This window comes from Geomonas sp. Red276, assembly GCF_054784495.1.
In genome coordinates this window covers 32,640-46,224 of the sequence record NZ_BLXW01000031.1, presented here as the reverse complement: position 1 = coordinate 46,224, position 13,585 = coordinate 32,640, and the positions used below count along the sequence as shown (strand labels likewise).

At 63.7% G+C, this 13,585-nt stretch carries 13 protein-coding genes; 4 read left to right on the top strand and 9 right to left on the bottom strand.

Annotated elements, in window-relative coordinates:
• Complete coding sequence (locus ACYVL5_RS18135; RefSeq protein WP_460596982.1) at nucleotides 1–1,623, bottom strand: GAF domain-containing sensor histidine kinase; 1,623 nt, start codon at nucleotides 1,621–1,623, stop codon at nucleotides 1–3.
• A 289-nt stretch (nucleotides 1,624–1,912) separates the two neighbouring features.
• On the bottom strand, nucleotides 1,913–2,596 hold the full coding sequence (locus ACYVL5_RS18130; protein WP_460596981.1) for a Crp/Fnr family transcriptional regulator: 684 nt from the start codon (nucleotides 2,594–2,596) through the stop codon (nucleotides 1,913–1,915).
• A gap of 196 nt (nucleotides 2,597–2,792) precedes the next feature.
• On the opposite strand from ACYVL5_RS18130, the gene lptF reads away from it, so the two are divergent.
• From lptF to ACYVL5_RS18115, 3 genes are all read left to right on the top strand, one after another.
• Nucleotides 2,793–3,953, top strand: a complete 1,161-nt coding sequence (gene lptF / locus ACYVL5_RS18125; protein WP_460596980.1) for an LptF/LptG family permease — start codon at nucleotides 2,793–2,795, stop codon at nucleotides 3,951–3,953.
• Nucleotides 3,950–5,032, top strand: a complete 1,083-nt coding sequence (lptG, locus tag ACYVL5_RS18120; protein ID WP_460596979.1) for an LPS export ABC transporter permease LptG — start codon at nucleotides 3,950–3,952, stop codon at nucleotides 5,030–5,032. The genes lptF and lptG overlap by 4 nt, the downstream gene beginning before the upstream one ends.
• A gap of 76 nt (nucleotides 5,033–5,108) precedes the next feature.
• Nucleotides 5,109–5,996, top strand: a complete 888-nt coding sequence (locus ACYVL5_RS18115) for an IPT/TIG domain-containing protein (RefSeq protein ID WP_460596978.1) — start codon at nucleotides 5,109–5,111, stop codon at nucleotides 5,994–5,996.
• Nucleotides 5,997–6,272: 276 nt separating this feature from the next.
• Here the strand turns inward: ACYVL5_RS18115 and ACYVL5_RS18110 are convergent, their stop codons facing one another.
• The 7 genes from ACYVL5_RS18110 to ACYVL5_RS18080 form a co-directional block, all read right to left on the bottom strand.
• Entirely contained in the window at nucleotides 6,273–6,677 is a 405-nt protein-coding gene (locus ACYVL5_RS18110; protein WP_460596977.1) for a VOC family protein, read from the bottom strand.
• 42 nt (nucleotides 6,678–6,719) lie between these two features.
• Entirely contained in the window at nucleotides 6,720–7,436 is a 717-nt protein-coding gene (locus tag ACYVL5_RS18105) for a cytochrome c biogenesis CcdA family protein (protein WP_460596976.1), read from the bottom strand.
• A gap of 35 nt (nucleotides 7,437–7,471) precedes the next feature.
• Complete coding sequence (locus tag ACYVL5_RS18100) at nucleotides 7,472–7,981, bottom strand: TlpA disulfide reductase family protein (protein WP_460596975.1); 510 nt, start codon at nucleotides 7,979–7,981, stop codon at nucleotides 7,472–7,474.
• A gap of 3 nt (nucleotides 7,982–7,984) precedes the next feature.
• Nucleotides 7,985–9,349: a sigma-54-dependent transcriptional regulator gene (locus tag ACYVL5_RS18095; protein WP_460596974.1), complete on the bottom strand. Its 1,365-nt coding sequence runs from the start codon at nucleotides 9,347–9,349 to the stop codon at nucleotides 7,985–7,987.
• 249 nt (nucleotides 9,350–9,598) lie between these two features.
• Nucleotides 9,599–9,859: a hypothetical protein gene (locus ACYVL5_RS18090; RefSeq protein WP_460596973.1), complete on the bottom strand. Its 261-nt coding sequence runs from the start codon at nucleotides 9,857–9,859 to the stop codon at nucleotides 9,599–9,601.
• Between the two features lie 219 nt (nucleotides 9,860–10,078).
• Nucleotides 10,079–11,047 (bottom strand): polyprenyl synthetase family protein, encoded by a 969-nt coding sequence (locus ACYVL5_RS18085; RefSeq protein ID WP_460596972.1) that lies wholly within the window; start codon nucleotides 11,045–11,047, stop codon nucleotides 10,079–10,081.
• Nucleotides 11,048–11,213: 166 nt separating this feature from the next.
• Nucleotides 11,214–11,486, bottom strand: a complete 273-nt coding sequence (locus tag ACYVL5_RS18080; protein ID WP_460596971.1) for a hypothetical protein — start codon at nucleotides 11,484–11,486, stop codon at nucleotides 11,214–11,216.
• Between the two features lie 367 nt (nucleotides 11,487–11,853).
• On the opposite strand from ACYVL5_RS18080, the gene ACYVL5_RS18075 reads away from it, so the two are divergent.
• On the top strand, nucleotides 11,854–13,449 hold the full coding sequence (locus ACYVL5_RS18075) for a glucose-6-phosphate isomerase (RefSeq protein WP_460596970.1): 1,596 nt from the start codon (nucleotides 11,854–11,856) through the stop codon (nucleotides 13,447–13,449).
• The last annotated feature ends 136 nt before the right edge of the window (nucleotides 13,450–13,585 follow it).

Sequence of the window (13,585 nt, the reverse complement as noted above, 5' to 3'; positions counted from 1 at the left end):
CTAGATACTCTCCTTTCTCGTCAGCAGTTTGATCTGGTAGGTGTTCCCCCCGGCCGGGCTGGCGGCCAGGGTGAGGGAGCTCCCCTGCCGCTCCAGGATGGTCCGGCAGAGGGAGAGCCCCACGCCGGCCCCCATCTCCTGGGTCTGGAAGAAGGGGGCGGTGAGGGACTCCTGGTCCTCCTCGCTCATGGGTGGACCGGTGTCGGTGATGACGAGCAGCACGCCGCTTGCATCCTTCTGGCTGGCGACCCTCAGCTCCCCTCCCGGGCCCAGGTGGGAGAGCGCGGTGCTCACGATGGTCTTGATGCAGTAGGCGATCTGCTTGTAGTCGATCTTCACCATGGGGAGCTCCGGGGAGAGCTCGCTCGCCAGCACCACCCCCGCCTGCTCGATTCTTTCCGAGAGATCCGCCAGGGTGGCCGAAACGAGCTCGTTCAGGTCCCAGAAGTCCATGACCGGGAAGAGCGACTCCGAATAGTCGAGCACCTCCGAGAGGACGGTCTCCAGCTGGCGGGCCTCCCGGACGATCGACTCCAGGTAGCTTCGCTTCTCGTCGTCCTCCGCGCTCGCCTTCAGGAGGGTGCGGGCGAACCCGCCGATCACCATCAGGGGGTTACGGATGGAGTGGGCGATGCTGGAGGTGATCTTCCCCACCAGCGCCATCTTCTCCATCTTGACGATCAACTCCTGCTGCTCGAAGAGCTTCTGGTTGGCGAGCTTCAGTTTGGTGACCTCCTCCTGCAGCCGGTCGTAGAGGGAGGCGCGCTCCAGCGCGAAGGCAACCGGGAAGGCGAAGGTCTCCAGGGACTGCATGTCCTGCAGGGTGATCGGCTTGTGGGTGATGCAGTTGTCGGCGATGATGATGCCGACCCGGCGGTTCCTGGAGATGAGCGGCATGACCAGGAAACAGTCGACCCCGAGGATGCGGGCCAGGCCGCGGTCGAGGTCGGGGTTATTGAGGGCGTTCTCCACCAGGATCGGCTTTTTCCCCTGCAGGGCCCGGTTGAAGATGTGCGCCTGGTCGGCCAACGGGACGGTCAGCTGCTCCAGGATGTCGTGGAACTTGACCTTCTCCGAGGTGAGCTTGGTCTTCTGGAAGTTCTTGGCCAGCTCCTTCAGGGTGAAGTTCGAGCGGCTGATGTCCTCCCAGGTCCTCCAGGCCTCCTCGTAGTCGCGGGGCCCCACGCCGAGGTACCCCTTGATGTTGCGCCGCTCCTTGTCGGTCATCAGCAAGAAGGCCCGGTTCATCCCGAACCCCTTGCCGGCGGTGATGGCGGTCATGGCGACCGAGAGGACCTCGTCGATGTCGATCGAGGTCTGCAGGACCAGGCTCACCTCGCGCAGGAACTTGATCTCGCGGGTCTTGCTGTTCAAAAAGCTCAGCATGGCCCCCATCTGGGACTTCTGTTCCTGGAACTCGGCCAGTATGTAGGGGAGGAGGTCCGAGAGGGGATGCCCCTCGGCTTTCATGCGGGCCAGATCGTTCTTGAAACGGGGGCATTCAACGCACTTCTCCACTACGCGGCGGCGCTGGGAGCCGTACAGATCCTCCTCCCCCTCCCCGATGTAGGGGCAGGCGTCGGCGGCTATTTCCTCTCTACTCCAACAGCATTCCCAGTCCAAGCTGCCTCCGGCAGGTATCATCATAATTGCGGCAGGGGCAAATTATAACAGCCTCTCATGGCATATCAAGGATTATTGTTTGTTTATGAAATTATATTTAATTATTACTGTCGTTTCAGGGATTTAACGAGGGGAGCGGCGGAAGCGCTCTAATGTTCATCGGAAGTACGGTTGCTGAATGGGGTGCGGACAGCGGGAGATGACGGTGGAACCCCGGGGGGATGGTGCCGGGAGAAAGCCGGGTAGCGGGAGCCGGGAGGAGAAGGAAGCGGAGGGAAGGTGGGGGACGCTAGCGCCCCGCCACCCTCTTCAGCATCTCGGCGTTGAGGATGACGACCTTGTTGCCGTCCACCTCGATCACCCCGTCGTCCTTGAGCTTGCGGAAGGTACGGGAGAGGGTCTCGCTGACCGTCCCGAGCCGGGAGGCGAGCTCCCCCTTTTTCATGTCGAGTTCGAGGTAGGTCTTCCCCTGGAAACTCGTGCTCTTGCGGGCGGCGAGGTCGAGGAGGTAGGAGGCGAGCCGGCTGGGGGCGTCGGCGAAGGAGAGTTCCTCGATCTGGCGGGCGAAGCGGCGAAGGAGCACCGACAGGGAGGCGATCAGGTTGAGGGAGAAGCGGGGATTCCTCTCGAGCAGCCCCATGAAGGCGCCCCGGGGGAAGAAGAGAACCTCCCCCTTTTCCACCCCGCGCGCCTCGGCCGGGTAGCTCCCGTCACCGAAGAAGGCCGCCTCGGCAAAGGTCTCCACCGGGTGGACCAGGTGAAGGACCTTCTCCCGGCCGTCCGGAGAGATCTTGCAGAGCTTGATGCCGCCGGAGGCCAAAAGGTAGAACCCTTCCGCCTTCTCCCCTTCGGTGAAGAGGGTTTCCCCCTTGGCGAAGGGACGGCGGACCGCTATCTCGGCCACCTCGATGAGGTGCCGATCCTCGAGCCCCGAAAAAAGGAGCGCCTTCTTGATGATCTCTTTATTTTCCATGACCACCCTTTTACAACAAAACTCCCCCCCGAACAAGGGGGCAACGCTCCTTCGGTTTGGGAGTTGCCGAATAGGTGGTCCAGCGGCAACCGATTCCCGGTCGGCACGGGGAAGGGAAACGGCGCCCGGCGCCGCGGGGGAGGGGGAAAACGACTTCATTTACTTCGCCGGGTAACTCATGTAAGATGCACAGTTCATGAAAAGGACCCTGTACGGCTATATATTCAAGGAGATACCTCCTCCCTTCCTGGTGGGAATGGCGACCTTCACCTTCGTCTTGCTGATGGGCCGTTTCCTGAAGCTGGCCGAAATGGTGGTCGAAAAGGGGGTGCCGGTCCGCGAGGTGGCGCTGATGATCGGCTACCTTCTTCCCTCCTTCTGGCTGTACACGGTCCCGATGGCGCTCCTGATGGCGGTCCTTTTGGCCTTCGGGCGCCTGTCGGGGGACAGCGAGGTGACCGCCATGAAGAGCTGCGGGATCAGCCTCTACGGGATGCTCCCCCCGGCCCTGAACTTCGCCGCCCTCGCCTGCGCCGCCTGCCTCGCCATCGCCGTCTTCGGGGTCCCCTGGGGGAACAACTCCTTCAAGCAGCTCCTGGTGGAGATCGCCCGCAACAGCGCGGGGGTGGTCATCAAGGAGAAGATCTTCAACGATGCCTTCCCCGGCCTGGTCATCTACGCCGACAGCTTCGACCAGCACCAGAAGACCATCGGCGGCGTCATCATCCACGACGAGCGCGACCCCGCCAACCCCTCCACCATATTCGCCGCCGGCGGCGCGCTGATCACCGACCGCAAGGCCAACGCGGTGGAGTTCCACCTCAGGGACGGAAGCATCCACCGGCTGGCCGACAAGGGGAGCTACCGGCTGGCCGGCTTCAGCGAGTATGACCTGAGGGTGTCGCTGCCGGCCGGGCCGGAGGCGACCAAGGGTGAATCCGAAATGAACCTGGAGGAGCTTCTCAATCCCCCCCCCAAGACCTCGGCCAAGGACCGGCTCTCCATGCGCCTCGAGTACCATAACCGGCTGGCGCTCCCGTTCTCCTGCTTCGTCTTCGCCCTCATCGCCCTGCCGCTCGGTATCCAGAACCGCCGCTCCGGCAAGGCGGCCGGCTTCTCGGTCAGCATCGGGGTCATTCTGCTCTACTACATCATGCTGTCGGGTGCCAAGACCCTTGGCGAGCGGGGAATCGTCTCCCCGGCCCTCGCCTGCTGGAGCCCTAACGCCATATTTCTTCTCTTGGGGATCTACCTGTTGAGGAAGGCCGCCGCCGAGGAGCCGCTCCCCTTGACCGTCGAGTTCCGCCGCCTGAAGCTCACGCTGATCGAGCGCCTGGGGAGGAAAGGGAGAGGATGAGGATTCTTTCGCGCTACGTTGCCAAGGCCTACCTGAGGATGCTCATGCTCTGCATGGGGGCCTTCGTCGCCATCTACCTGGTGGTGGACTTCATGGAGAAGATCGCCCGCTTCACCGGCAAGGGCGGATCGCTCTACCACATCTTCCTCTTCTTCGTGGCCAAGATCCCGGAGATCGTCAACGAGTCGATCCCCCTGGCGGTCCTGATGGCCACCCTCCTCACCCTGGGGACCCTTTCCATGAGCTCCGAGCTCACCGCCATGAGAAGCTGCGGGGTGAGCCTCGGCCGCATCGCGGCCCCCATCCTCGGCATCGCGCTCGCCGTCAGCGTGCTGAGCCTCGTGGGGGGCGAGCTGATCATCCCCCGCAGCTACGCCCAGCGGACCTACATCCAGGAGGTGCTGATCGAGAAGAAGAGCCCGAGCACCTACTTCCGCCAGCACAACATCTGGCACCGGGAGGAGGGGACCATCCTGCGGGCCGCCCTCTTCGATCCCGGCAAGGGGGAGTTGAAGGGGATCACCCTGTGGGAGATGCGGAAGGGGACCGCCGATCCGGAACGGAGGATCGACGCCGCCTCGGCCGTGCTCACCCCCGGCGGCTGGGTGCTCAAAGACGCCGCGGTGCGCGAGTTCCACGGCGGGGAGATCTCCACCACCCAAAATGCCGCCACCCTCCCCGTCGACCTAAAGCTCAAACCGGACGACCTCAAGGTACTCGGCAAGTACTCGGACAGCATGACCATCAGCGAGCTGCGCCGCTACTGCGACAAGCTGCGGGCCGGGGGGTACGACCCCACCCGCTACCTGGCCCAGATGCACGGCCGGATCTCCCGCCCGTTCGGCTGCGCGGTGATGGCCTTCCTGGGAGCCCCCTTCGCCCTGAGGAGCGGCCGCTCGAGCGGCATCGCCGTCGGGGTCGGGCTCTCGCTCGCCATCGGCTTTCTCTACGTGGTGGTGAACTCGGTCATCCTCTCCTTCGGGCAGGCCGGGGTGCTGCCGCCGATGGTGGCGGCCTGGGCCACCAACCTCATCTTCCTGCTGGTCGGGACCTGGCTGGCCCTCACCCTCGACAAGTAGGTGCCTCGGGGGTATGTTTTAATAAGAACCCCCAAGTAGCCGCTGTTATGAGCCATTCGGTAGAAAGGGAGGTGCCGTGTTCCGCAAACTGATCCTCTTCGTCCTCGTCCTCGCCCTGACCGCTCTTGGTTCCATTACCCGGGCCGAGCAGCTCCCGAAGCAGGGAAAGCTTCCCCCCATCACGGTGCTGAGCATCATCCCCGCCCAGGGTGAGCCGGGAATGACCGTCACCGTCAACGGCACCGGGTTCGCCCCCGGCACCACGCCGTTCCTGGGGACCGTCCAGCTGGCCGGCAACGTGATCGGCGGCCGAACGGTCACCTTCGACCTTCCCGACCTCCCCGCCGGCGTCTACGCCTTCTACCTCAAGCGGGAGGACGGCTCCACCAGCCGGGCCTTCAACTTCACCATCCAACCGCTCAGGCCGGTCGCCAGCGGGCTCTCCCCCGACAACATCGCCGTCTGCGCAACCGGGCGGGAACGCGAGGTACTCCTCACCGGGAGCAACTTCCAGCCCGGCGCCCGCGTCCTTTTCGACGGGGCCGCCGTCGCCACCCGCTTCATCTCCTCCGCGGCACTCGCCTTCACGGTCCCGCAGTTGCCGGGCGGGCTCCACCAGGTACAGGTGAAGAACCCCTCCGACGCCGCCAGCGGCAACCTCGCCCTGGTGATCGACGCCAAACCGGAGATCCTCAACGTCACCATCGGCAACGACTTCGTGAGCTACTATGAATTGCTGATCAGCGGAAGGAACTTCCAGCAGACATCGGTGCTGGTGGTGGACGGGAATCGGGTGGCGACCGGGAGGCCGGCGGTGGGAGAGCGGGACCAGCTGATCTTTTTGGGCTGCAACCAGTTCGTCTACCAGCGGCATCCTTACGACACGACACCGAAGGAGATCAGGCTGCAGGTGGTGAACCCGGGGAGCGAGGAGAGCCCCCTGTACACCATCAGCGCGCCCTAAGATGCGAAGAGGAAAAATCCCCCGTCCCCCCCTTTTTCAAAGGGGGGGACTCTCCCCGCAGGACATCCGCTCTCCCGCAGTTCAAGGACTCTCCCCGCAGGACAGCCGCACTCCCGCAGTTCAAGGACACTCTCCGCAGGACATCCGCACTCCCACCATTCAACGCGAGAGTCACCGCAGGACATGCCGCCGTTAGAGGGGGGACTCCCAGCAGGCGGTAGATACTTTTTTCATGGAATTGGCTGGGAAGGAAAATCCAGCGGGTGGGAGCCGGGGTCAGTCGGTCGGCTCCTCGAGCACGACGAGGTAGCCATCGGGGTCGAAGCACCAGAGTTCCCAGGCCCCGTACGGCTTTTTTTCCAGGGGGTAGAGCACCTCGAGGTCCTGTTCCTGGAGCTCCTGGTAGATCGCCTCGATCCCCTCCACCCGGAGATGCAGCGTCATGCCGATCCCGCGCGGGAAGTGGGCGAGCCGCGCCGCCAGGATCGGGTGCGCCCTTCCCACCGGGACATCCTCCACGAAGAGTACCCGGATGCCGTCGCATTCGAGCACCAGGTGCACCGGCGCGCCGTAAGGGGTCGGGGGGCGCTCGATCGGCAGGTCGAGGATCCCCGCATAGAAGGCCTCGGTGGTGGACAGGTCCGATACCGCGAGCTGGATGGAGAAGGGCGAAGTGTCCACCGGAGAGGCTCCTTCAGGTGCGGCGTGGTCCGGCGAGGAGGGCTACTCGCCGAACCAGTTGCTCGTGAACCGGCTGATGAGCACCAGGGAGTTGGTGAAGATCAGGACCCCCACCACCACCATCAGGGCACCGGTGACGATCTCGAAGATGCGGATGTGCCGTTTGAAGCGCCTGAAGAAGATGAGGAAGTGGTGCATCGCCAGTGCCGCGAGGAAGAAGGGGATGGCGAGCCCCATCGAGTAGGTCAAAAGCAGCCAGACCCCGCGCCCTTCGGTGGCCGCCACCGCCAGGATGGTGGCGAGGATGGGGCCGATGCAGGGGGTCCAGCCGGCGGCGAAGACGACCCCGACCAGGAAGCTCCCGAGGTAGCCGGCCGGCTTTCTGTGCAGGGTGATCTTCTTCTCGCCCAGCAGCATCCCGATGTCGAAGAGACCGGAGACGTGAATGCCGAACACGATGATCAGCACCCCGCCGACCCGCCGGATCGCCGTCTTGTGCTCGCTCAGGAACTCGCCGAGGAAAGTCGCCGAGGCCCCGAGCAGCACGAAGACGCAGGTGAACCCGGCGATGAACAGCAGCGAGTGGATGATGGTCTGCTCGCGGACCTTGTGGGAGGGGTGCTCCGCGTTGAGGTCGGCGAACGAAAGCCCGGTTATGTAAGTTATGTACGAAGGGATCAGCGGGAGGACACAGGGGGAGAGAAAAGAAAGAAGCCCTGCGACGAAGGCGCCGATGATGCTTATGTTGTTACCGTTCATTTACCCTGCCTCCCGCAGGTACGCCGGATACCCGGCTACTTCCTTCTCATGAGTTCGTCGAAGGCGGCCATTACCTGGGGGGAATTCCAATCCATGGCACCCACTACCTTTTTGAGTATAACACCCTTGGTATCCACCACAAAGGTCTCGGGGACGCCGGTGGTGCCGTAGCGCTTGGCCACCTTGCCGTCGGTGTCGAGCAGGGCCGGCAGCGTCAGCCCCGATTTCTTGAAGAAGGTCTCCACCGCGTCCTTGCCCCCTTCGTCGATGGAGCAGCAGAGCATCTGGAACGGCTTGCCCTGCATCGTCTTGTTGAGCTGCACCATGGAGGGGATCTCCTCCCGGCACGGCGGGCACCAGGTGGCCCAGAAGTTGACCAGCACCACCTTTCCCCGGAGGGAGGAAAGCTTGACCTCACGGCCGGAAAGGTCCTTGAGGGTGAAGTCGGGGGCGAGGTTCCCTTCCACCGCCGGAGCCTCCTCCTTGGTGCAGCCGGTGATTGCCAGGGCGGCCAGCACTAAAACGGCGCAGATCCAACGTTTCATCGATCACTTCCTCCCAGGTTGCACGATTTGGTATTTCTCCATCCGATAAATCAGGGTGTGGCGCGGAATGCGGAGGAACCGGGCCGCGGCGGTCTGGTTCCAGTCGTTGCGCTCCAGGGCCTCCAGCACCGCTTCCCTTTCCAGCTGTTCGAGCGAATAGCCCTCGGGGGGAAGCCTCAGCACCCCTTCCCCGGTCCCTCCCGCAGGGGCGGTGAGCATCTTCTCGGGGAGATCCTGGAGCCCGATCTGGTCCCCCTCCCGCATGATGATCAGCCGCTCCACCGTGTTCTCGAGCTCGCGCACGTTCCCCGGCCACGGGTAGGCCTGCAGCCGGGCCAGCGCCTCCTTGCTGAAGGTGACCCGTTCGGCCCCCAGTTTCCCGCAGAAGTAACGGAGCAGCAGCGGGATGTCCTCCACCCGTTTGCGGAGGGGGGGGAGCTTGAGGGGGATCACGCAGAGCCGGTAGTAGAGGTCCTCGCGGAAGCGCCCCTCGGCGATCGAGCGCTCGACGTCGGCGTTGGTGGCGGCCACCACCCGTACGTCCAGCTTGGTCGGGTGGGTGGCGCCCACCGGCTCCACCACTCTCTCCTGCAGGACCCGCAACAGCTTGGGCTGCAGCTCGATGGGGAGTTCCCCCACCTCGTCGAGGAAGATGGTCCCCCCCTCGGCGGCCTGGAACCTCCCGTCCTTGTCCCGGATGGCCCCGGTGAAGGAACCCTTGAGGTGGCCGAAGAGCTCGCTCTCGAGGAGGTCGCGGGGGATGGCCGCGCAGTTGACCGCCACGAAGGGGCCGGAGCGGCGGGAGCTTCCCGAGTGGATGGCGCGGGCGACCAGTTCCTTGCCGGTCCCGGACTCCCCGGTGATGAGGACGGTTGCCTCGGTGTCGGCCACCTTGCGGACCACCGAGAAGACCCCTTCCATGGCGCGGGAGGTCCCGACGATGGTGTGGAACTCGGCGCGGCCGGAGAGCTCCTCCTTGAGAAGGCGGTTTTCCTCCGAGAGCCCGCGCAGCTGGAGCCCCTTGCGGACGGTAAGCTTCAGCTCGTCGCGGTTGAACGGCTTGGTGAGGTAGTCGAAGGCCCCCGCCTTCATGGCCTCCACCGCCGTGTCGACGGCCCCGAAGGCGGTCAGCACGATGACCACGGTGGAGGGGGAGCGCTCCTTGATCTCGCCCAGCACCTGGAATCCGGAGATGCCCGGCATCTTGAGGTCGGTGATCACCACCGCGGGGTTGCGGTCGGCAAAGAGCTTGAGGCCGGACTCGCCGTCGGCCGCGGTGATGACGGTGTACCCCTCCTGCTGGAGGTTGTACTCGAGCACCCGGCGTAGCGAGCTGTCGTCGTCTATGATCAGAATGGTATCGGGCATAGGTCTCGATTGGCCGATGAGACGGTTGAGTGACAACATTCTTTAACCGATTTGTACCGTCAGGGCAACCAATTTGTGGAGACGGGAGCCATCGGCTGAGGCGAGGCAAGCCGTCGGAGCAGCGACGACGAGGGGCGCGGAGGGTGTAAAACGGAGGATTCGGCGGGGAACTCGGGCAAAAAGGAGACTGAGGCACCGGTAAACGGTTTCCGGCGCCTGAAAAGGGCCTTACGCCAGGGAGGGCAACGCCTAGGGGCGGCGCCCCCGGGGCCTGCGCGGGATGCCGAGGTAGCTGTGGGTCAGCTCCCTGGTCCCGATGGCGAGAGGCAGCAGGTTTTCATGCTTGGAGAGCGCATCGTCGAGGGAGCGCCCATCGGTGATGATGACGTCCCCGTCCCCAAGGCAGGTCTTCGCGAAGTAGCGGCCGGCGGCACTGCTGTACACGGAGATACAGAAATACTCGCCATTCACCTCCAGCTCAGACGAATGAATAGGATTTTCCTCGTCCACAGGTTCCTCCCAACACGACATATCATGAAGGCATGCGCATGGGACAGCAAGAAGCAGACCAGCAGAGAGGGAGAGTGAGGGAAATATGGAGGGAAACTCCGGAAACGACCGAAGCGACAACCATCAGGAAATTTTTACGAAGATATCTTTAATGGGAGAAGGTAAACCTGTTTGTCACGAAACGGTCATTTTACCGTTATATCACAGGGAGCCGTCTCGTTATTTGACGCGGGTCACCACGTAGTCCGCCAGGTCCGCCATGGCCTCCCGCACCGGGGAGGCAGGGAACTTCTCCAGGTGCTCCTTGCAACGGGCCACGTGCTCGCGCGCGGCGGCCACGGTGTGCTCGATGCCGCCGTAGCGGTGGACCAGGGAGAAGACGCTGGCGAAATCGTCGTCGGAAAGCTCTTCCTTGTCGACGACGGCGGCGATGACGTCACGCTCGGTGGGGGTGCAACATTTGAGGGTGTGGATGAGCGGGAGGGTGATCTTCCCTTCCTCGAGGTCGTGGCCGATGCTCTTGCCGAACTGCTCCTCGTTGGCGGTGTAGTCGAGGGTATCGTCCATCAACTGGAAGGCGATGCCGAGCTCCATGCCGTAGTCGGCCACCGCCTGCTGCAGCTCGGGGGTCGCTCCCCCCAGGATGGCGCCGACCTCGCAGGCCGCGGAAAGGAGGATGGCGGTCTTGGAACGGACCACCTCGATGAAGCGCTCGACGGTGATGTCGAGGTCGCTGGTGACCACGAGCTGGAGCACTTCCCCCTCGGCGATGATGGTGGTGGCGTCGGCCAGCACCTTCAGGATCCTGAGGTCGCCGTCGGCGACCATGAGGGAGAAGGACTTGGAGAAGAGGAAATCGCCGACCAGCACCGAGGCCTCGTTCCCCCAGAGGGTGTTGGCCGAGGCGATACCGCGCCTTAAGTTCGCGTTGTCGACGACGTCGTCGTGGAGCAGGGTGGCGGTATGGATGAACTCGACCACGCTGGCCAGGGGAACGCTGCGGTTCCCGTGGTAGCCGCACAGCTTGGCAGCCAAGAGGACGAGGGCGGGGCGGATCCGCTTCCCGCCGCTGGAGAGAACATATTCCCCTACCTTGCGGATGAGGGGAACATCTGACTCGAGGTCCTTCTTGAACTGGAGCTCTACATTTTTGAGGTCTTCCCCGATGAGGGCAAGCGCTGCGTCCATACCGATGCCTCTGTTCCTTTACCAGGACGCCTACCCGAACCACACTGAATTGTCGAAGATTTTATCGGCAAGGGGGGAGGAGGGCGTACATTTAACGACGGCGCACTGTAACAAATCCCGTCTCATTATTCAAGGCATTTCGTTAGGTTTTGCGCATCCCCCCCCCTCAGGCGACTCTCCTCTCCTGGCAGGGGAGGCCGTGGTAGCTGAGCTCCTTCTGCAGCTTGGCCCTGGTAATGCCGAGCGCCCGGCAGATGGCGGTGCCGTTACCCTCGTAGCGCCTGATCGCCATCAGCAGCACCGCCTTTCGCAGCGAGTCGGAGAGCCGGTCCATCACGTGGTCCTGGGAGGCGGCGGCCACCACGTCGAAGATGGGCGACAGGTTGTCCTTGAAGAGCCGGGCGTTCTCGTCCACGTGCATCATGCGCTGTTCATTCATGGTGGTCTCCCTTGACGACTTCATCGTTGACTCCTTTGGGCAGGATGTTCCGATTCCCCGCACCGTACCTATTACAACAGCCGTACCATCCCCACCCCCGCCGGCAACTTTTTATTTCCCTCGCCGGATCAACAGGTTATCGACTGACCGCCAAGGTCCCTCATGATAACGGACGCCAAGCTGTTCACATCTTGCACAGCGACTGACCTTCATCAATTCACGCAGGCTGGTATACTAATGAACACCCGGGCTCTCCCCTAGCCGGTAACTATGCGCGGATACTTGAATATATTTTAATCTGTGCTATCATCCCGCGACGCACATGAGAAACGCCAAGATGACCCAACCGAGGACGACGGAGGTTTGTATGCAGAGGCTTCAACTTTGGGAACGATTCAAGGACCGTCTCTTTCACGCCCCTGAGCTCGGGCTGACGCTGGACACGAGCCGGATGAACTTCGGCGACGATTTCATGGAGACGATGGAGCCCCGGCTGCAGAAGGCCTACGGCGAGATGGCCGAACTGGAGAAGGGGTCCATCGCCAACCCCGACGAGCAGCGGATGGTCGGGCATTACTGGCTGCGGGCTCCCGAGCTGGCTCCCGAGACCGGGCTCGCCGAGGAGATCATCGGGACCCAGGCCTCCATCAAGGCCTTTGCCGCCTCGGTCCACGCAGGCAACATCGCCGCCCCCGGCGGGGTCCACTTCACCAGGCTCCTCATCATCGGCATCGGCGGCTCCGCACTGGGCCCCCAGTTCGTGGCCGACAGCCTCGGGGGAGCCCATGACCGGCTGCGCCCCTACTTCTTCGACAACACCGACCCCGACGGAATGGACCGGGTGCTGGCCGAGATCGGCAACGGTCTGCAGCAGACCCTCGTGCTGGTGATCTCCAAGAGCGGGGGGACCAAGGAGACCCGCAACGGCATGCTCGAGGCCCGCAACGCCTTCACCCGCGCGGGGCTCAACTTCGCCGCCCACGCGGTGGCGGTAACCGGCGCAGGGAGCGAGCTCGACCGTACCGCGGCCGAGGAGAAGTGGCTCGCCCGCTTCCCGATGTGGGACTGGGTGGGGGGAAGGACCTCGGTGACCTCGGCGGTGGGGCTTCTTCCGGCGGCCCTGCAGGGGATCGACATCAACCTCCTCCTGGACGGGGCCCGGATCTGCGACCAGCACACGCGGGGGAAGGAGACCGGGAATAACCCGGCGGCGCTGCTGGCGGCCAGCTGGTTCCACGCGACCCGGGGAAAGGGAGAGGCGGACATGGTGGTCCTCCCCTACAAGGACCGGCTCCTTTTGTTCTCCCGCTACCTCCAGCAGCTCATCATGGAATCGCTCGGCAAGGAGCTCGACCGCGACGGCGCCGCCGTCTACCAGGGGATCTCCGTGTACGGCAACAAGGGATCGACCGACCAGCACGCCTACGTGCAGCAGCTGAGGGAGGGGGTACCGAACTTCTTCGCGACCTTCATCGAGGTCCTCAAGGACCGGGAGGGGAGTTCGCTGGCGGTCGAGCCGGGAGCTACCTCCGGGGACTACCTGTCCGGTTTCTACCAGGGGACCCGGGAGGCGCTCTACGAGAAGGGGCGGGAATCGATCACCATCACGGTCAACGAGGTCTCCCCGCTCACCGTGGGGGCTCTCATCGCCCTCTACGAACGGGCGGTCGGCTTCTACGCCTCGCTGGTCAACATCAACGCCTACCACCAGCCGGGGGTCGAGGCCGGGAAGAAGGCGGCGGGTAGCGTCCTTAAGCTCCAGCACGAGATCGTCGAGCTCCTGCGCAGCCAGCCGATGCGGGACTTCACCTGCTCCGACATCGCCATGGCGCTCGCTCGCCCCGAAGAGGTGGAAACGGTCTTCACCATCCTGCGGCACCTGGCAGCCAACCCCGACCACCGGGTGGCGATGATCGGAAGCGACAAGCTGTGGGAGAACAGGTTTAAGCACCACCAGGAGTAAACGTCAAAAGCACCCTCACCCGCCCCTGCGGGGCACCCTCTCCCCTGAAGGGGCGAGGGGATTTCACTCACCCTCTCCTGGAGGAGAAGTGAATTCCCCAAGGGGTTTCTCTCGCCCGCTCCCGGAGGAGAAGGGA